Here is a 17,068-nt window from a genome sequence, read left to right on the forward strand (position 1 = left end):
CGTAGGGGGCGGGTTCGCGACCGCTTCGCCTGCCACCCCGCAGGAACTGAGAGCATGGTGGGCGGACCGTGAGACGAGGGAGGGGCAGATGCCCGAGCGTGGCCGCACCACGCAGCACCACAACGAGCCGGAAGGCCACATACCCGAGGCGGAGGCGACCGTCTCCGCAGCGCCCCCGCCGACCGCCGGCGCCGCACCCCCCGCCCGGGACGGTGCCGCGCTCCGCCGTACCGGTCTCCTGGTCACCTTCCTCCTCGGCGGCCTCACCGCCACACCCCCGCTGGCCATGGACATGTACCTTCCGTCCCTGCCGGAGGTCACCACGTCCCTGCACGCGCCCGCCGCGACCGTGCAGCTCACCCTCACCGGATGCCTCGCAGGCATGGCGCTCGGCCAGCTGCTGGTCGGCCCGATGAGCGACAAGTGGGGGCGGCGGCGCCCGCTGCTCGCGGGGCTGGCCGTCTATGTCGTCGCCACCGCGCTGTGCGCGTTCGCGCCCTCGGTCGAGGCGCTCGTCACGTTCCGGTTGGTGCAGGGGCTCGCGGGCGCGGCCGGGATCGTGATCGCCCGCGCCGTCGTCCGCGATCTGTACGACGGCGTGGCCATAGCCCGGTTCTTCTCCACCCTCATGCTGATCTCCGGGGTCGCGCCGATCGTCGCGCCGCTGATCGGTGGCCAGATCCTGCGCGTCACCGACTGGCGGGGCGTCTTCGTCGTTCTCACGGCCGTAGGCATCGCGCTCGCCGCGCTCGTCTGGGCGAGGCTGCCCGAGACGCTTCCCCGGGCCGGGAGGCACTGCGGGGGAGTGGGCTTCGCCCTGCGCTCCATGCGGACCCTGCTCGCGGACCGCGCCTTCACCGGCTACACCGTCGCGGGCGGCTTCGCCTTCGCCGCGCTCTTCGCCTACATCAGCGCCTCCCCGTTCGTGATCCAGGAGATCTACGGCGCCTCCCCGCAGACCTTCAGCCTGCTGTTCGGCCTCAACTCCGTGGGGCTCCTGGTCGCCGGGCAGATCAACGGCAAGGTTCTGGTGGGGCGGGTCGGTCCGGACAAGGTGCTGGCGGCGGGCCTCACCGTCGTCACGCTCGCCGCGGCCGCACTGCTGCTGATGGTGACGGGCGCCCTCGGGCCCGTCGGGCTCGCCCCGGTCGCCACCGCCCTGTTCGTCCTCATGTCGGCGATGGGCTTCACCCTCCCCAACACCCAGGCACTGGCCCTGATGCGCACCCGTCACCACGCCGGTTCCGCTTCCGCGCTGCTCGGCACCTCCTCCTTCCTCATCGCCACCGTCGTCTCACCGCTCGTCGGGATCGCCGGCGTGCACACCGCCGTCCCGATGGCCGTCGTCCAACTGGCGGCCGCACTGGTGGCCGCCACCTGCTTCGTGACACTGTGCCGTCCCTGGAACACCCGCACACACGCGGGCGTGGAGAGTTTGGGGGAGGAGCGCTGAGCGCACCGAGACTGCGCATCGACACCCCGGAGCGGGCCGGGCTCGATCCGGAGGAACTGCGTCTTGTCGTACGGGACCTCCACGACGCCGTCGGCGGGAAGCGCCCCTGGGCGGCGGGTGCCGTGGTGATCGCCGGGCGCGGCCCGGTGATCGCCCTGGAGGAGGCGGCGGGCTGGGCGGTCCGTTACGCCGCGTACGACGCGGAGACGGACCGGGGCGTCGAACTGCCGCCCGAGGCACGGGTGCCGATGACCGTGCACACGCCCTTCGACCTGGCCTCGCTCACCAAGCTGTTCACGGCGGTCGCCGCGATGCAGCAGCTGGAGCGCGGCACGCTCGGCATCGACGCGCGCGTGGCGTCGTATCTGCCGGAGTTCCACGCGGCCGCCGAACACGGCATCACCGTACGGCAGCTGCTCACCCACACCTCCGGGCTGCGGCCCGAACTCCCGTTGTACGACTGCCCGTCGCCCGCGGCCCGGCTGGCGCTGCTGCGCGCGGAGGCCCCGGCCGGACCGCCCGGCACCCACCGCTACTCGGATCTGAACCTGCTGCTGTTGCAGTACGTCCTGGAGCGTGTCACCGGCCGCACCCTCGACGTACTCGTCCGCGACGGCATCACCCGCCCGCTCGGGATGACGGCGACGGGCTTCGGGCCGTGCCCGGACGGGGCGGCCACCGAGGACCAGCGGCGGCCATGGGCCAAGGCGGACCGGGGCATGCTGCGGGGGGTGGTCCACGACGAGAACGCGTGGGCGCTCGGCGGGGTGGCCGGACACGCGGGCCTCTTCTCGACGGCACGGGACCTGGCCGTCTTCTGCCGCACCCTTCTGTCCGGCGGCTCCTACGGGCCCGCCCGCATCCTGGGCCCCGACTTCGTCGAGTTGATGCTCACCCCGCCGGGCCTGGGCTTCGCGGTCGACCAGCCGTGGTTCATGGGCGCGCTGGCGGGCCGGGGCGCGGCGGGCCACACGGGCTTCACGGGCACGTCCCTGGTCCTGGACCCCGCGACGGACACCTTCCTCGTCCTTCTCGCGAACACCGTCCACCCCCGCCGCCGGGACCCGGACCACCGGGTGCGGGTGGCGGCCGGAGACCGGCTGGCGCGGGCGGTCCGGGGCACCTGAGAGAATCGGTGGGTGAACGCCCCCGTCTCCCCAGCCGACACCCTTCGCGCCGCCCTCGCCGGACTGCTCGACGGGCTTCCGCCGAGGCAGGCCGCGGCGGCCGTGGAGCGGCTGATCGCCAACTACCGGGGGCGCACCCCGACGGACGCGCCCGTGCTGCGGGACCGTTCGGACGTGGTCGCGTACGCCGCGTACCGGATGCCCGCGACGTTCGAGGCGATGTCCGCGGCGCTGGCTGCGTTCGCCGACGCCGCGCCCGGATGGACGCCGGGGAGCCATACGGACATCGGCGGCGGCACGGGCGCGGCGACCTGGGCCGTCAGTGCGACCTGGGACGGGGAGCGCCCGGTCACCGTGCTCGACTGGGCCGAGCCCGCGCTCGCGCTGGGCCGGGAGATCGCCGCCGCCCACCCGGCGCTGAGGACCGCCGCATGGCACTGCTCTCGTATCGGATCGGGACTCTCCCTCAAGAGCACTGATCTCGTCACGGTCTCCTATGTCCTCGGCGAGCTGACCGAGGGCGACCGTGCCGCGGTCGTCGACGCCGCCGCAGTCGCCGCGCAGGCCGTCGTGGTCGTCGAACCCGGCACCCCGGACGGCTATGCCCGGGTCATCGAGGCCCGCGACCGTCTGATCGGCGCTGGATTCCGCGTCGCCGCGCCCTGTCCGCACAGCGCGGCCTGCCCCATCGTTCCCGGCGAGGACTGGTGCCACTTCTCGGCCCGGGTCAGCCGCTCCTCGCTGCACCGGCAGGTCAAGGGCGGCTCGCTGGCGTACGAGGACGAGAAGTTCAGCTATGTGGCCGCGGCCCGCTTCCCGGTGCACCCGGCCGCCTCCCGGGTCGTCCGCAGACCGCAGATCCGCAAGGGCCAGGTGCTTCTCGACCTGTGCGGCCCGGACGAGTCCCTGCACCGCGACACCGTGACCAAACGCCACGGCCCCCTCTACCGGGCGGCCCGGGACACGCACTGGGGCGCCCCCTGGCCCCTACCGCACGAGGACTGACGCACGGGCCCCGAAACCGCCCCGCGGGAAACGGGCCGGTCCTCGGCCGTCGGTCCTCGGCCGTCGGTCGTCGTCAGTGGTCGGTCGTCGTCAGTGGTCGGTCGTCACCGGGGCGGTCGTACGGCAGTGTGGAGGGGCACTCCGTCGGGCATTCCTCCGTCTCCCCGTCCGCCGGATACATGGCGGTAAATCCCGCAATGCCCTCTCATACCGGCTGGCGGTCGGCGTCCCCCGGCTACCCCGGATGGGGGCTCCGGTCACCCAGGGCTCAGGATGGTGGGACGATAGGGGGATGTTTCCCGACCACGGCAGTGAGACGAGGGGATAGATGAGCGCAGAGTTCGGCCGCCGCGCGGGCGGGCAGGGCAGGATCTCCCAGTGGCTGCGTGGACGCCGTCCCGCCCGTCTCAAGGAGGACGCCGACCACGGCGGCCGCGAGGCGATGCTGCTGGCTGCCGCCGCCGCGGGACTGCCGCTCGCGCCCGCCGCGCACCCCGTCGGCTACCGCTGCTCCTGCGACCGCATCGGCTGTCCCACGCCCGCCCGGCACCCCGTCTCCTTCGCCTGGCAGACCCAGTCCACGACGGACCGGGCGCAGGTCGAGCGCTGGGCCCGGCACCAGCCGCAGGCGAACTTCATCACCGCGACCGGGATGGTGCACGACGTGCTGGACGTCCCGCGGGAGGCCGGCGAGGAGGCCCTGGAGCGGATACTCGCCTCCAGCGTGGAGGTGGGACCGGTCGCCGCTACCGGCGACGGACGCATGCTGTTCTTCACGCTGACCCGCGGCACCCCCGAGGACGAGGACGAGTGGTGGCCGTGCGAGCTGGACTGCCACCCGGAGACGATGGACGAGCACCCGGGCCTGCGCTGGCACTGCCGGGGCTCGTACGTCCTCGTACCGCCCGCGCAGCTGCCCGGTGAGCTGACGGTTCAGTGGGTACGGGGGCCGGAGCACGCGCTGCCGGATCCGCTGAGCCTGCTGGAGCACCTGACGGACGCGTGCGCGCGGTACGCCGAGGACGCCCCCGAGGACCGGCTCGCGGGCTGGCCGCACCGGCGCTGAGCCGGAGCACCGGGGCGGCTACTCGCCCTGCGCCCCCGTCAGCCCCTGCACCCGGCTCAGGAATTCCACCTTCCCGTGCGCCGGGTCCAGCACCGCCTGGTTGGAGACGAACTCCAGCGTCAGCGACTGCTTGACCTCGCCGGTCACCAGGGCCTTGATGTTCACGTCGTTGATGTTGATGTTCACGCCCCGCGCGGCCGTCTGCTTCTCGTAGTGGCGCGTGGCGAAGAACACCAGCGCGCCGCCGTCGGTGGTGCGCAGCCCCACCGGGGCGTACGCGCCGTTGGTCAGCGGCTGGTCGACGTACTGGCGGGCCAGCCCGGGCTTGCGCGCGTCCGCCAGCCGGCCGGCCCGCCACTGTGAGGTGTGCGGGCCGGGCGCGAAAGCGTCCCCGCCGTTGCGGAGATACGACGTGAACGCCGCCGGGAGCCCGCGCGGTCGCACGGCGAGCGCCGCGTCGTCTGCGGTGACGGGCTTGGCCCAGCCGTCCTTGTCCGTCTCGAACGCCGGCACGTCGTTCGCCGCGAGGATCGTCAGATACGACACCGACCACACCTTGTCCGGGTCTGAGCGGCTGAAGACGAGCAGCCAATGGGCGTCCGCGCTGCCCTTGTTGGCGTGGGTGTCGGCGACGAACCAGCGCGGCCAGCCCGCCTTCTTCGGGATCGTGAACCTGGCGTCGGTCAGCTTCAGCGGAGAATGGCCGGGATTGCCGCCCGGGTTGTTCCTGTGCCCCGCCTCCAGCTTGCCGGCGTCGATGTCGGCGAGGGCGCCGGTGACGCGGTCCGCGTCCTTGGAGCGGTCGTAGGTCTTGTCCGCCTTGTTGTAGGCGGCGAGGAAGTCCTCGAGCGCGCGGGCGGCCTCCGCCCTGGTCGCCGTCGGCACGACCTCGCGTTCGCCGTGGACGACGACACAGCCGCTCGCCGCCATGGACACAGCGGCGGCCACCGCCGCCGCCAGGACGAAGCGACTGTGACGACGAAACGTTCGAGGGTTGCGATCCCCGCGATCCCTGCTCATCAGTGACCTTCACCTTCCCCTTCCCGGAGGCGAACCCTACCGGGGCGGGGAGCCGGGCGGGCGGGGGGTTCCCCAACCCGCCTGCGTCACTCGGACGCGGGCACCTTCGTCTCGACCGCAGGCGCGGCCCCGCCCGCCTGCCGGCCCGTCAGCCGGGCGATGAACTCCGGCGTGACGAGGAAGACGGCCAGGGTCGGAACCAGGTACAGCGCCCAGACCGCCAGCTGGACGACCGTCGGGTCCGGCTGGAAGTTGAAGACGCCCTTGAGCAGGGTGCCGTACCAGCTGTCCGGCGGGATGACACCGCTGATGTCGAAGGCCAGGTCCGTCAGACCCGGGATCCAGCCGGCCTCCTGAAGGTCGTGGAAGCCGTAGGCGAGTACGCCCGCGGCGACGACGACCAGCATGCCGCCGGTCCAGGTGAAGAACTTGGCGAGGTTGATCCTCAGGGCACCGCGGTAGAACAGCCAGCCCAGCAGGACCGCGGTGGCGAGCCCCAGGGCCACGCCGATGAGCGGGCGCGGGGTGCCGTCGCCGGCCGCGTGCACCGACGCCCACACGAACAGCGCGGTCTCCAGGCCCTCCCGGCCGACCGCCAGGAACGCGGTGGCGACCAGTGCGCCCGTGCCCATCGCGAGGGCCGCGTCCAGCTTGCCGTGCAGTTCGGACCTCAGATGCCGTGCCGTGCGCCGCATCCAGAAGACCATCCAGGTCACCAGGCCGACCGCGACGATCGACAGAGAGCCGCCCAGCGCCTCCTGCGCCTGGAACGTCAGCTCCTGGGAGCCGAATTCGAGAACGCTGCCGAAGCCCATCGCGAGCGCGATCGCGATGCCGATGCCGGTCCAGACCGGCTTCAGGGCGTCCCTGCGGCCGGTCTTGACCAGATAGGCGATCAGGATGCAGACGACGAGGCTGGCCTCCAGCCCTTCCCGCAGGCCGATCAGATAGTTGGAGAACACGGGCTACGCCTCCTCGGACAGCAGGCTCCGGCCCCACCAGTCGTCCTTGTCGCGGACGCCGGGCGGGACGGCGAAGACGGCCGAACCGACATGCTGGATGTACTCGTTGAGTGCGTCGGACGCCGAGAGCCTGCGCTGCAACGGGATGAATCCCTTGCGGGGATCGCGCTGGTAGGCGAGGAAGAACAGCCCCGCGTCCAGGCGGCCGAGCCCGTCCGTGCCGTCGGTGAAGGAGTAGCCGCGGCGCAGGATCGTGATCCCGTCGTTGGAGTCGGGGTGCGCGAGCCGTACGTGCGCGTCGGGCTTCATCGCCTTCAGGAACGGCGCGTCGTGCTCCTTCGCCTTGCCGACGGGGGCGCCCTCTCCCTTGTCGCGGCCGAAGACGTCCTCCTGCTCCTGAAGCGAAGTGCGGTCCCACGTCTCGATGTTCATGCGGATACGCCGGGCCACGAGGTATGAGCCGCCCGTCATCCAGTGCGGTCCGTCGCCGTCGCCGACCCACACGAACTTCTTCAGCCGGTCCGTCTCCGTGCCCGCGATATTGCGGGTGCCGTCCTTGAACCCCATGAGGTTGCGGGGCGTCTGGGCGTCCGGGGTGGTCGACGACGTCTTGCCGAAGCCGAGCTGCGACCAGCGGATGGCGACCTTGCCGAAGCCGATGCGGGCCAGGTTGCGGATCGCGTGCACGGCGACCTGCGGGTCGTCCGCACAGGCCTGGACGCACAGATCGCCGCCGGTGCGGGACTTGTCGAGGTTGTCGCCCGGGAACGGGGGCAGATCGACCAGCGCCTCGGGCCGCTTGTCTCCCAGCCCGAACTTCTCGAAGAACGACGGTCCGAAGCCGATCGTCAGCGTCAGCCGCGACGGCCTGAGACCCAGCGCCTCACCGGTGTCGTCCGGCGGGGCCTCGGCGAGCCCGCCGTAGGCGCCCTCACCCACCGCCTGGCCCGCCGTCATCCGCCGCGCGGCCGCCGTCCAGTCCTTCAGCATCTGCACGAACTCGGCGCGGTCGCCGGTCTTCACATCGAAGGCGGCGAAGTGCAGCCGGTCCTGCACGGGCGTGGCGATACCCGCCTGGTGCGCGCCGTGGAAGCCGACGGCGGCACCCGTACCGGCGCCCGCCGGGTCCAGGTCGTCGCCGGTACGGGTCATGGCCACCGCACCGCCGGCCGCGGCGGCGCCGAGCGCGAGCCCCGCGCCGCCCCAGCCGATCAGGGCGCGTCGCGAGGGGGCCGGGGAGGAGGTGGCGGTGGTCTCCGGAGCAGTTGTGTCCGTCGCGTCCGTCATGTCCGTCGTGTCCGTCATGGTCGCAGCTCCCTACTTCACAACCGCGGCGGCGAGCTTCGAGAGCGGCTCGGCTAGCGCGTTCACCGCGTCCGAGAGTTCCTTGCGGTCGTCCTTGCCGACCTTGTCGTAGGAGACGAAGTCGTAGGAGGTCTTGTTGGTGCGGTACTTGTCCAGCAGCGTGTTCAGGGCCGTGAACTGCTTGTCCAGCTCGGTGACCAGCGCCGCGTCGTTCTTCTGCGCCACCGGCTTGAGCAGCTCGTAGGCCTTCTGCGCGCCCTCGACGTTGCCCTTGAAGTCGACGAGGTCGGTGTGCGAGTAGCGGTCCTCCTCGCCGGTGACCTTGCCGGTGGCGACCTCGTCGAGCAGCTCCTTGGCGCCGTTGGCCATGGAGGTCGGGGTGATCTCGGCCTTGCCGACCCGGGACTGCCAGTCCTTCAGATCGGTGACGAGCTGGTCGGCGAGGGTCTTCTCCTCGGCGCCGACCTTCTTGTCCTGCCACAGGGCCTTCTCCAGCCGGTGCCAGCCGGTCCACTTCTGGCCCTGCTCCAGGCCGTCGGCGCGCGTGTCGACCTTCGGGTCGATGTCACCGAAGGACTCCGCGACCGGCTCGGTGCGCTCCCAGCCGATGCGGGAGGAGGCGTACGCCTTCTTCGCGGCCTCCAGGTCGCCGTCCTTGACCGCCTTCACGAAGGCCTCGACGCGGGGCAGCGTCTCGTCGGCCTGGTCCTGGGCGTACGCACGGTAGTCGGCGACGGCCTTGTCCAGCCTCGGGTCCCGCTTGGCGGCCGAGCCGCCGGTGACGGTCAGCTTCTGCCGCACGCCGTGGCCCTTCATGCCGGGCCGGCAGGCGATCTCGTACGAACCGGCCTTGACCTCGGCGGTCAGCGTGTACTTGGTGCCCGGGCCGATGTTCTCCTTCTCCGAGACGATCCGGTCGTCCGGGAACACGATCTCGACCTCGGTGGCCTTCGAGCCCTTGTTCTCGATGCTCAGCGTGACGTGGCCGGCCGGGACCGACTTCGTGGAGGTCTCGCACTTCGAGTCGGCGGCCGTGACCTGGATCGCGTCGCCTTCCTTGGCGTCGCTCTTGGCGGTGCAGGCCGTGACGGCGGTCAGGGCGGCCGCGGCGGCTGCGGTGACGACGGAGAGTCGGACGGCTCGCATGGATGCTCCAGGCTCGGGTCGGGCAGTTCGGTGAGGCTGCCCTAACTTACATGAGGCTTACCTGACTAAAAACCACCCCTGTCGAAATTCGGCATCGCGGAAAGATCACAGGCACGGCTTCATCACAACCGCCCACCGCGGAGCCGGGAAACGGTCGAGACGGCGGCCGGGCGGGCGGGGGGTGCTTCAATGCCCGCGTGACTGACTACGACGTGCTGCGCGTCTTCTGCGGACCGCGCGGCGCATACGGCAACGCACTGGGCGTCGTCCGCGACGGTTCCGCGGTCCCGGAGCCAAGTGACCGCCAGGCGTTGGCCGCGAAGCTCGGCTTCAGCGAGACCGTGTTCGTCGACGACCCCGAGCGCGGCGTCATCGACATCTACACGCCCACCCTGCGGCTGCCGTTCGCCGGGCACCCCTGTGTAGGCGCGGCCTGGCTGCTCGACGTACCGGAACTGGTCACCCCGGCCGGGATGATGGGGGCGCGCCTGGACGGCGAGTTCAGCTGGATCGAGGCCCGCCCGGAGTGGGCGCCGCCGCGCACGCTGCGGCGGTACGCGACGGCCGCCGAGGTCGACGCCCTGGACGTCCCCCCGCCGGGGGAGTGGATCTACGCCTGGGCCTGGGAGGACGAGGCGGCGGGCCGGATCAGGGCGCGAGGATTCCCCGGCCGTGACGACGGCATCGACGAGGACGAGGCGACGGGTGCGGCGGCCCTGCTGCTGACGGCCCGGCTGGGCCGTGCGCTCAACATCCGCCAGGGGGCGGGTTCCCAGATTCTCACGGCCCCGCAGCCTGAGGGATGGGTCGAGGTCGGGGGCCGGGTCTTCCTGGAGCGCTGAGGGCCGCCGGGCGCCGGCTAGGCGCTCTGCGGGAACTCCTCGCCCAGGGCCCGCAGGACCGTCGTGTTCATCGCGTAGGCCCGCTCGCATTCTGCGATGACCCGCTGTTTCTCCAGGTCGTCCGCCCGGATCCCGTCCAGGAGCGCCCGGTATGTCCGCTTGAACGCGGCCGGGTTGGCGATCCCCTCGAACACATAGAACCGCACCCCATCGCCCTTCCGGGTGAAACCCCAGGTCCTCTCCACGGTGTCGCGGATGATCTGGCCACCGGCGAGGTCGCCCATATAGCGGGTGTAGTGGTGGGCCACGTACCCGCCGGACCACTGCTCGGCGCACTCCCGCACCCGCGCCGCATACGCCCGTGTCGCGGGCAGCGCGGTGAGCCCGGCCCGCCAGCGGGGGCCGCGCAGATGCGTGAGGTCGCGCTCCAGCGCGGCCAGCCGGAACAGCTCCGGCCGTACGAAGGGGCCGGCCACCGGGTCGCCGGCCAGCCGCTCGGCGCCGGCCTCCAGGGCCTCGTACACGAACCACAGCTGCTCGGTGTACCGGGCGTACGCCTCGATGCCGAGCCTGCCGGCGAGCAGATCGGTGATGAAGGCCGAGGTGTTCGCTTCCCGGTGGCGGTCGTGGGACGCGGTGCGCAGGAGCGTCGAGAACGCCGTGCGGGACGGGTCCGGCGCGTTCATGGGGCCTCCACGGTTTTACCGACAGTCTGTCGGTAAAACCGTACCCAGGATCCCGGGGCTTCTCCACACGGCGGAGCCCGCTCCGTGACGGAGCGGGCTCGCGGAGGCGGACGGGACGTCCAGGGGGCTTACGGCAGGGTCAGGATCTCCGCGCCCGTGTCCGTGACGACCAGCGTGTGCTCGAACTGGGCCGTGCGCCTGCGGTCCTTCGTGACGACCGTCCAGCCGTCGTCCCACATGTCGTAGTCGTGCGTGCCGAGGGTGAGCATCGGCTCGATGGTGAAGGTCATGCCGGGCTGCATGACCGTCGTCGCGTGCGGGCTGTCGTAGTGCGGGATGATCAGCCCGGAGTGGAACGACGAGTTGATCCCGTGCCCGGTGAAGTCCCGCACCACGCCATAGCCGAACCGCTTGGCGTACGACTCGATGACCCGCCCGATCACGTTGACCTGCCGGCCCGGCCGGACGGCCTTGATCGCGCGGTTGAGGGACTCGCGGGTGCGCTCGACCAGCAGCCGGGACTCCTCGGCCACGTCGCCGACCAGGTACGTGGCGTTGTTGTCGCCGTGGACGCCGCCGATGTACGCCGTCACGTCCAGGTTGATGATGTCCCCGTCGCGCAGGACCGTGGAGTCCGGGATGCCGTGGCAGATGACCTCGTTGACCGAGGTGCACAGCGACTTGGGGAAGCCGCGGTAGCCGAGCGTCGACGGATAGGCGCCGTGGTCGCACATGTACTCGTGCGCGACCCGGTCCAGCTCGTCCGTGGTGACGCCCGGGGCGATCAGCTTCGCCGCCTCGGCCATCGCCCGGGCCGCGATCCGCCCGGCGACGCGCATCGCCTCGATGGTCTCCGGGGTCTGCACCTCGGGCCCCGTGTACGGGGTCGGCGCGGGTTTGCCGACGTACTCGGGGCGCCGGATGTTTCCGGGAACGGAACGGGTGGGAGACAGCTCTCCTGGTACGAGCAGTGACTGGCCAGACATGCCAGCGAGTCTATCCAGCGCGTCTACGGGAACATGGGCCCTGGTGAAAGGAGCTCCTGCAATGGCGCTGTTCAAGAAGCGGACGGTCGGGAAGCCCGGAGAGTGGTACTACTGCCTGGAGCACCGCAAGGTCGAGGAGGGCCCGGAGTGCCCGGCCAAGGACCGCTTCGGGCCCTACGCGTCCCGCGCTGAGGCGGAGCACGCGATGGAGATCGCGCGCGAGCGGAACGAGGAGTGGGACACCGACCCCCGCTGGCACGACGCTCCCGCGGGGGAACGGGAGGACGACTGAGCGGCCGGGGCGTGCGGGTCGGGCCTCAGCCCGCCGTCCCCGCCCGGCGCGCCCTCATGCGCCTCGCGTGTTCGTTGGTGCGGGCGTCGTAGTCCATCAGCGCCGGGAGGCACAGGGCCAGCAGGGCCACCGCGCCCGTGCACACCAGGCCGCCGGACCAGATCGACGTACGCACGCCCCGCCACGCCGCCATCCCACCGGAACGGACCTGGCCCAGCTGGGGGCCGACGGAGTACGACAGCAGCTCGATCCCGGCCAGGCGGCCCCGCAGCTCGTCCGGGATCGTCTGGTTCCACATCGCACCGCGGAAGATCCCGCTGATCATGTCGAAGCAGCCGCCGAGGGTCAGGAACAGCAGCACCAGCCAGACGTTCCGCACGACCCCCGCCGCCGCGACGGCCAGGCCCCAGCCCGCCGCCGCGAGGACCACCATCCGGCCGTGCCGGTGGATGCGCGATGTCCAGCCGCTGGTCAGCGACACGACCAGGGCTCCGGCCGGGATGCTCGCGTACATCAGTCCGAGCGACCACGCGGCCCCCAGCTCGTCCGCGAGGAACGGCAGTACCGCCAGCGGCATCGCGAAGAGCATCGCGGCGATGTCCACGGCGTACGTGCCCAGCAGTTCCTTCCGGCTCCAGGCATACCGTGCGCCCTGCGCGATCGACCGCAGCGAGGGTTTCACCGCCTCGTGCGACGCGGGAGAGGCGGCGAGGCCCACGACCAGCGCGACGGACGCCACGAAGGTCACCAGGTCGGCGGCGTACGCCCAGGCCAGGCCCGCATACGCCACCACCACACCGGCCAGCGCCGGTCCGGCCACCCCGCCGATCGTCCAGCGCAGGGAGTTCAGCGAGGCGGCGGCGGGCAGGTGCTCGTGCGCCACGATGCGCGGCACGAGGGAATCGAGGGCGGGGCGCTGGACCGAGGCGAGCGCCGAGCTCAGGGCTGCGACCACATACAGCGGCCAGACCCGGGGCTCGGGCGGCACCGCGTTCAGCAGCAGGGCGGCGCACAGCAGACCCTGGCCGGCCTCCGTATGGACGATCAGCTTCCGTTTGTCCAGGGCGTCGGCGAGCGCACCGCCGTACAGGCCGAAGACGATCAGAGGGACGAGTTCCACGGCACCGATCGCGCCGACGGCCGCCGTGGAGCCGGTGAGCTCCTTCAGCTGCACGGGCAGTGCGACGAAGGTCAGGAAGCTGCCGAAGTTGGTGATCAGCCCGGCCAGCCAGAGCCTGCGGAAGTCCGCCGAAGCCTGCCACGGCGCGAGGTCGGGGAGCAGGGCGCGCAGCCGGGGGCCCGGTTCCGCGTCGGCGGGCGGGGCCGCGGCGAAGGCGGGAGTGGGTGGGGGAGGTGGCGGGCCGTGGGAGGTGTCTTCGGTCACGACGGGCCATGCTCAGCCGACCCGGCGCCCGGGGCAACCGGTTTTCCCCGGGTGCTCACCACCGTGTCGGCGGCGGCGACGTCAGCTGGTCGGCCAGGCGCGACAACCGGTCCCGGAAGCGACGACGGCCCCGCGGGACCGGCAGCGCGTTCTCCCCGGCAGCCGCGCTCACCAGGTGCTGCACCGTGTCCAGATCGAGGTCCGTGTCCACCGGCACCGTCAGCGCCTCGTGCGCCATGGCCACCAGCTCGCGGTCCCCGGACTCCAGCGCCAGCACCGTGGCCCCGGCCCGTCGCGCGTCATGGACCCGTTCCAGCAGCCCCGCCCCCGGCGCGGCGGGCGACACCACCAGCAGCGTCTCCCCGCGCCGCGCCGCCGACAGCCGCCCGAGCCCCACCGCCAGATGAGCCGGGTCCGAGGTCCGCGCCGCGTGCCGGACCAGCGTCGGCGACAGCTCCGGCGTACCCGACCAGGCCGCCTCGTCGACCAGGTGCGCGGCCAGATGCCAGGGCTCGTACTCCTCCGTGCCGACCAGCAGCAGCCCGCCCCCGTGCGACACCACCGAACCGCGCAGGGCCCCCGCGAACCGCCGCGTGGCACCCAGCCACTCGGTCCCGGCGAGCACTTCCCGCAGCAACGCGACCCGTACGGCGTCCATACGAAGGCATCCTGCCGCAACCGGCCACTCGTGACCCCGAGTTCATCCCGAATTCGCCTCGACGGGGCAAAGAGCCGACCCAGAGTTCACAGCGGCCGCGTCCCGTGCCGCAGCCGTTCCCCCCCCCCCCCCGAGGAGCCGCATGACCGAGAACACCCGGGCAGTCGAGTCAGGCGAGACCACCGAGATCCCCGAAGGGGCCGGTACCGCCGAGGCCGTCGGGGGGGCCGTGCCCTTCCGGGCGGGACGCGAAGGCTACGCCAGCTACCGGATCCCCGCCGTCGCCGCGACGCGAGCCGGTACCCTCCTCGCCTTCTGCGAGGGGCGGGTGACCTCCTCCGCCGACCACGGGCACATCGACATCGTGCTCCGGCGGTCCACGGACGGCGGCCGCACCTGGGGCCCGCTCCAGGCCGTCGCCCGCAACGGCAACGGCCTCGCCGGCAACCCCGCGCCGGTCGTCCTGGACACCGGCCGCATCCTGCTCGTCCACGTCCGCGCGGCGGCGAGCGCGACGGAGGACGCCATCCTGCGCGGCAAGGTCAAGGCGGCCGACGGGCGCCGCGTCTGGGTGCAGCACAGCGACGACGACGGGCTCACCTGGTCCGGCCCGCGCGAGATCACCGCGCAGGTGAAGAAGCCGGGCTGGCGCTGGTACGCCACCACCCCCGGCCACGCCCTCCAGCTCACCACCGGCCGTGTCCTCGTCCCCGGCAACCACACCCTCCCGCCCGCCGGCACCGACACCGGCACCGAGGCCAAGTACAACAGCGGCCACTGCCTCCTCAGCGACGACCGCGGCGAGAGCTGGTACCTCGGCTACCTGGACGAGAACACCAACGGCTACGTCAATGTCAACGAGACCACGGCGGCCGAACTCCCCGACGGACGCGTCTACTTCAATGCCCGCAACGACTCCCCGTCCCCCGGCAACCGAGCCGACGCCCACTCCGCCGACGGCGGCCGCACCCTGGTGAAACCCTTCCGGCCGCAGGCGGCCCTCGTCGCCCCCGTCTGCCAGGGCAGCGTCCTGCATCTGCGCGATCCCGACCTGCTCCTGTTCTCCGGCCCCGCGGACCCCGCCTTCCGCGCCCTGATGACCGTGCGCGTCTCCGCCGACGCCGGCACCACCTGGCGGCCCGCGTACCCCGTCGACGGACTGCCCGCCGCCTACTCCGACCTGGTCCGTGTCGACGCGGACACCGTCGGCCTGCTCTACGAGACGGGCGACTTCGGCGCCTACGAGACGATCACCTTCCGCCGGATCCCGGTGGCGGCCCTCGCCTGAGCGGCATGCGGGACCGCAGCGCACGTAGAGTCGGCCCATGACCTCTAGCGACAGTGCATCCAAGGCCCCCGCCAAGGACCCCTGGGACCTCCCCGACGTCTCCGGGCTCGTCGTCGGCGTGCTCGGCGGAACCGGGCCGCAGGGCAAGGGCCTCGCCTACCGGCTCGCCAGGGCCGGCCAGAAGGTGATCATCGGCTCCCGCGCCACGGAGCGCGCCCAGGCCGCCGCCGGGCAGCTCGGCCACGGCATCGAGGGCGCCGACAACGCCGAGACCGCGCGCCGCAGCGACCTTGTGATCGTCGCCGTGCCCTGGGAGGGCCACGGCCCGCTCCTGCAGTCCCTGCGCGAGGAGCTGGCCGGCAAGCTCGTCGTCGACTGCGTCAACCCGCTCGGCTTCGACAAGAAGGGCGCCTACGCGCTCAAGCCCGAGGAGGGCAGCGCCGCGGAGCAGGCCGCGGCCCTGCTGCCGGACTCGCGGGTCACCGCCGCCTTCCACCACCTGTCCGCGGTCCTCCTCGAGGACCCGGAGATCGAGCAGATCGACACCGACGTCATGGTCCTCGGCGAGGAGCGCGCCGATGTCGAGATCGTGCAGGCGCTGGCCGGCCGCATCCCCGGCATGCGCGGCGTCTTCGCCGGGCGGCTGCGCAACGCCCACCAGGTCGAGGCTCTCGTGGCGAACCTGATCTCCGTCAACCGGCGGTACAAGGCGCACGCCGGGCTGAGGGTGACCGACGTCTAGGCCGGCAGGGGCCGGCCGGGCCGCGGGCATGGGGGACACTGGACGCCGTACGACACCACCGTCCGTCCGTCAGGAGCCGACCCCCATGCCCCGCCTCGCCTTCTACGCCCTCGCCGTGTGCGTCCTGTCCGTCGCCGCGGCCGTCGTCTCCTTCGTCCAGGGCAGCTGGCTGGGGATCGTCTGGGTGCTGCTCGCGGGAGTGTCGTCCAACATGGCCTGGTACTACGTCCGCCGCAGCCGGGGCCGGGGCCGTTCGGTCACCGGCTGACGCAGACGTCGGGCGTGGGCCGCCAGAAGCGGTACAGCTCCTGACCGCAGTAGCTGTGCAGGTCGTCGATGCCCAGTGCGTTCAGGACCGAGTGGACCGCGTCGAAGAACGCGACGTTCACCGACGGCATCCACAGGATCGCGAACACGGCGAGCAGACCGAACGGTGCGAACGGCTCCACCTGGCGCTTGACGTTGTACGACAGCCACGGCTCGATCACCCCGTAGCCGTCCAGGCCCGGCACCGGCAGGAAGTTCAGGATCGCGGCCGTGACCTGGAGCAGTGCCAGGAAGGCCAGGGCGAAGCGGAAGTCGGCGGGCACCCCGTCCAGCGCGTGCAGCCAGAACGGGGCCGTGCACACCGCCGCGAACAGGACGTTCGTCAGCGGCCCCGCCGCCGAGATCAGGCTGTGCCGCCAGCGGCCCCGGATCCGGCCCCGCTCGATGAAGACCGCGCCGCCCGGCAGACCGATCCCGCCCATGATCACGAAAAGCACCGGCAGCACGATGCTCAGCAGCGCGTGGGTGTACTTCAGCGGGTTGAGCGTGAGATAGCCCTTCGCGCCGATCGAGATGTCACCGCTGTGCAGGGCGGTGCGCGCGTGCGCGTACTCGTGCAGACACAGCGACACGATCCAGGCGGCCGTGACGAACAGGAACACGGCGACGCCCGGCTGCTCGGCGAAACCGGTCCAGGTTGCCCAGCCGGTGACCGCCGTCACGCCCAGCAGCCCGACGAAGACGGGGCTGATCCTCCGGTCGCTGCGCCGGGTGGCGGCGGTGGTCATGGGGCTCCCTGGACTCGACGTGTGCGGGGGACTGCCCGACCGTACCGGGCA

18 protein-coding genes are annotated in these 17,068 nt (G+C 72.1%); 9 read left to right on the forward strand and 9 right to left on the reverse strand.

Annotated features, from left to right (window positions below):
* Positions 1-88 precede the first annotated feature (88 nt).
* The 4 genes from ABZ876_RS16110 (at position 89) to ABZ876_RS16125 (ending at position 4,651) form a co-directional block, all read left to right on the forward strand.
* The gene (locus ABZ876_RS16110) at positions 89-1,453 is read left to right on the forward strand and encodes a multidrug effflux MFS transporter (protein ID WP_361780385.1); all 1,365 of its coding nucleotides are present in this window, start codon (positions 89-91) and stop codon (positions 1,451-1,453) included.
* Positions 1,393-2,580, forward strand: coding sequence for a serine hydrolase domain-containing protein (locus ABZ876_RS16115; protein ID WP_361780388.1), 1,188 nt, complete (start codon positions 1,393-1,395; stop codon positions 2,578-2,580). Before ABZ876_RS16110 ends, ABZ876_RS16115 begins: the two co-directional genes overlap by 61 nt.
* Positions 2,581-2,592: 12 nt before the next feature.
* On the forward strand, positions 2,593-3,585 hold the full coding sequence (locus ABZ876_RS16120) for a small ribosomal subunit Rsm22 family protein (RefSeq protein ID WP_361780390.1): 993 nt from the start codon (positions 2,593-2,595) through the stop codon (positions 3,583-3,585).
* A gap of 328 nt (positions 3,586-3,913) precedes the next feature.
* The gene (locus tag ABZ876_RS16125; RefSeq protein ID WP_361780393.1) at positions 3,914-4,651 is read left to right on the forward strand and encodes a bifunctional DNA primase/polymerase; all 738 of its coding nucleotides are present in this window, start codon (positions 3,914-3,916) and stop codon (positions 4,649-4,651) included.
* A gap of 18 nt (positions 4,652-4,669) precedes the next feature.
* Here ABZ876_RS16125 and ABZ876_RS16130 read toward each other — a convergent pair whose 3' ends face one another.
* From ABZ876_RS16130 to efeO, 4 genes are all read right to left on the reverse strand, one after another.
* Complete coding sequence (locus ABZ876_RS16130; protein ID WP_361780396.1) at positions 4,670-5,671, reverse strand: hypothetical protein; 1,002 nt, start codon at positions 5,669-5,671, stop codon at positions 4,670-4,672.
* Between the two features lie 86 nt (positions 5,672-5,757).
* Positions 5,758-6,633, reverse strand: coding sequence for an iron uptake transporter permease EfeU (gene efeU / locus ABZ876_RS16135; protein ID WP_361780399.1), 876 nt, complete (start codon positions 6,631-6,633; stop codon positions 5,758-5,760).
* Between the two features lie 3 nt (positions 6,634-6,636).
* The gene (gene efeB, locus ABZ876_RS16140; protein WP_361780689.1) at positions 6,637-7,920 is read right to left on the reverse strand and encodes an iron uptake transporter deferrochelatase/peroxidase subunit; all 1,284 of its coding nucleotides are present in this window, start codon (positions 7,918-7,920) and stop codon (positions 6,637-6,639) included.
* Between the two features lie 30 nt (positions 7,921-7,950).
* Positions 7,951-9,084, reverse strand: coding sequence for an iron uptake system protein EfeO (gene efeO / locus ABZ876_RS16145; protein ID WP_361780402.1), 1,134 nt, complete (start codon positions 9,082-9,084; stop codon positions 7,951-7,953).
* 197 nt (positions 9,085-9,281) lie between these two features.
* Here efeO and ABZ876_RS16150 point away from each other — a divergent pair, with 197 nt between their 5' ends.
* The gene (locus tag ABZ876_RS16150; RefSeq protein ID WP_361780405.1) at positions 9,282-9,926 is read left to right on the forward strand and encodes a PhzF family phenazine biosynthesis protein; all 645 of its coding nucleotides are present in this window, start codon (positions 9,282-9,284) and stop codon (positions 9,924-9,926) included.
* Between the two features lie 17 nt (positions 9,927-9,943).
* Here ABZ876_RS16150 and ABZ876_RS16155 read toward each other — a convergent pair whose 3' ends face one another.
* Together ABZ876_RS16155 and map are read right to left on the reverse strand one after the other, a co-directional pair.
* Positions 9,944-10,612: a biliverdin-producing heme oxygenase gene (locus tag ABZ876_RS16155; protein ID WP_361780408.1), complete on the reverse strand. Its 669-nt coding sequence runs from the start codon at positions 10,610-10,612 to the stop codon at positions 9,944-9,946.
* A gap of 128 nt (positions 10,613-10,740) precedes the next feature.
* Positions 10,741-11,598, reverse strand: a complete 858-nt coding sequence (map, locus tag ABZ876_RS16160) for a type I methionyl aminopeptidase (protein ID WP_361780411.1) — start codon at positions 11,596-11,598, stop codon at positions 10,741-10,743.
* A 61-nt stretch (positions 11,599-11,659) separates the two neighbouring features.
* On the opposite strand from map, the gene ABZ876_RS16165 reads away from it, so the two are divergent.
* Positions 11,660-11,890, forward strand: a complete 231-nt coding sequence (locus tag ABZ876_RS16165; protein ID WP_361780414.1) for a hypothetical protein — start codon at positions 11,660-11,662, stop codon at positions 11,888-11,890.
* Positions 11,891-11,915: 25 nt separating this feature from the next.
* Here ABZ876_RS16165 and ABZ876_RS16170 read toward each other — a convergent pair whose 3' ends face one another.
* Together ABZ876_RS16170 and ABZ876_RS16175 are read right to left on the reverse strand one after the other, a co-directional pair.
* Positions 11,916-13,181, reverse strand: a complete 1,266-nt coding sequence (locus tag ABZ876_RS16170; protein WP_361780691.1) for an MFS transporter — start codon at positions 13,179-13,181, stop codon at positions 11,916-11,918.
* 148 nt (positions 13,182-13,329) lie between these two features.
* Complete coding sequence (locus ABZ876_RS16175; RefSeq protein ID WP_361780417.1) at positions 13,330-13,932, reverse strand: hypothetical protein; 603 nt, start codon at positions 13,930-13,932, stop codon at positions 13,330-13,332.
* A 142-nt stretch (positions 13,933-14,074) separates the two neighbouring features.
* Here ABZ876_RS16175 and ABZ876_RS16180 point away from each other — a divergent pair, with 142 nt between their 5' ends.
* The 3 genes from ABZ876_RS16180 to ABZ876_RS16190 are packed head-to-tail and all read left to right on the forward strand — an operon-like array spanning position 14,075 to position 16,230.
* On the forward strand, positions 14,075-15,220 hold the full coding sequence (locus tag ABZ876_RS16180; protein ID WP_361780420.1) for a sialidase family protein: 1,146 nt from the start codon (positions 14,075-14,077) through the stop codon (positions 15,218-15,220).
* A 37-nt stretch (positions 15,221-15,257) separates the two neighbouring features.
* Complete coding sequence (gene npdG, locus ABZ876_RS16185; RefSeq protein WP_361780423.1) at positions 15,258-15,962, forward strand: NADPH-dependent F420 reductase; 705 nt, start codon at positions 15,258-15,260, stop codon at positions 15,960-15,962.
* A 28-nt stretch (positions 15,963-15,990) separates the two neighbouring features.
* On the forward strand, positions 15,991-16,230 hold the full coding sequence (locus tag ABZ876_RS16190; RefSeq protein WP_361780426.1) for a hypothetical protein: 240 nt from the start codon (positions 15,991-15,993) through the stop codon (positions 16,228-16,230).
* On the opposite strand, the gene ABZ876_RS16195 is transcribed toward ABZ876_RS16190, so the two are convergent.
* Complete coding sequence (locus tag ABZ876_RS16195; RefSeq protein WP_361780429.1) at positions 16,220-17,017, reverse strand: site-2 protease family protein; 798 nt, start codon at positions 17,015-17,017, stop codon at positions 16,220-16,222. The genes ABZ876_RS16190 and ABZ876_RS16195 overlap by 11 nt on opposite strands.
* Positions 17,018-17,068 lie beyond the last annotated feature (51 nt).

It is taken from the genome of Streptomyces sp. NPDC046931 (assembly GCF_040644655.1).
Classification (GTDB): domain Bacteria; phylum Actinomycetota; class Actinomycetes; order Streptomycetales; family Streptomycetaceae; genus Streptomyces.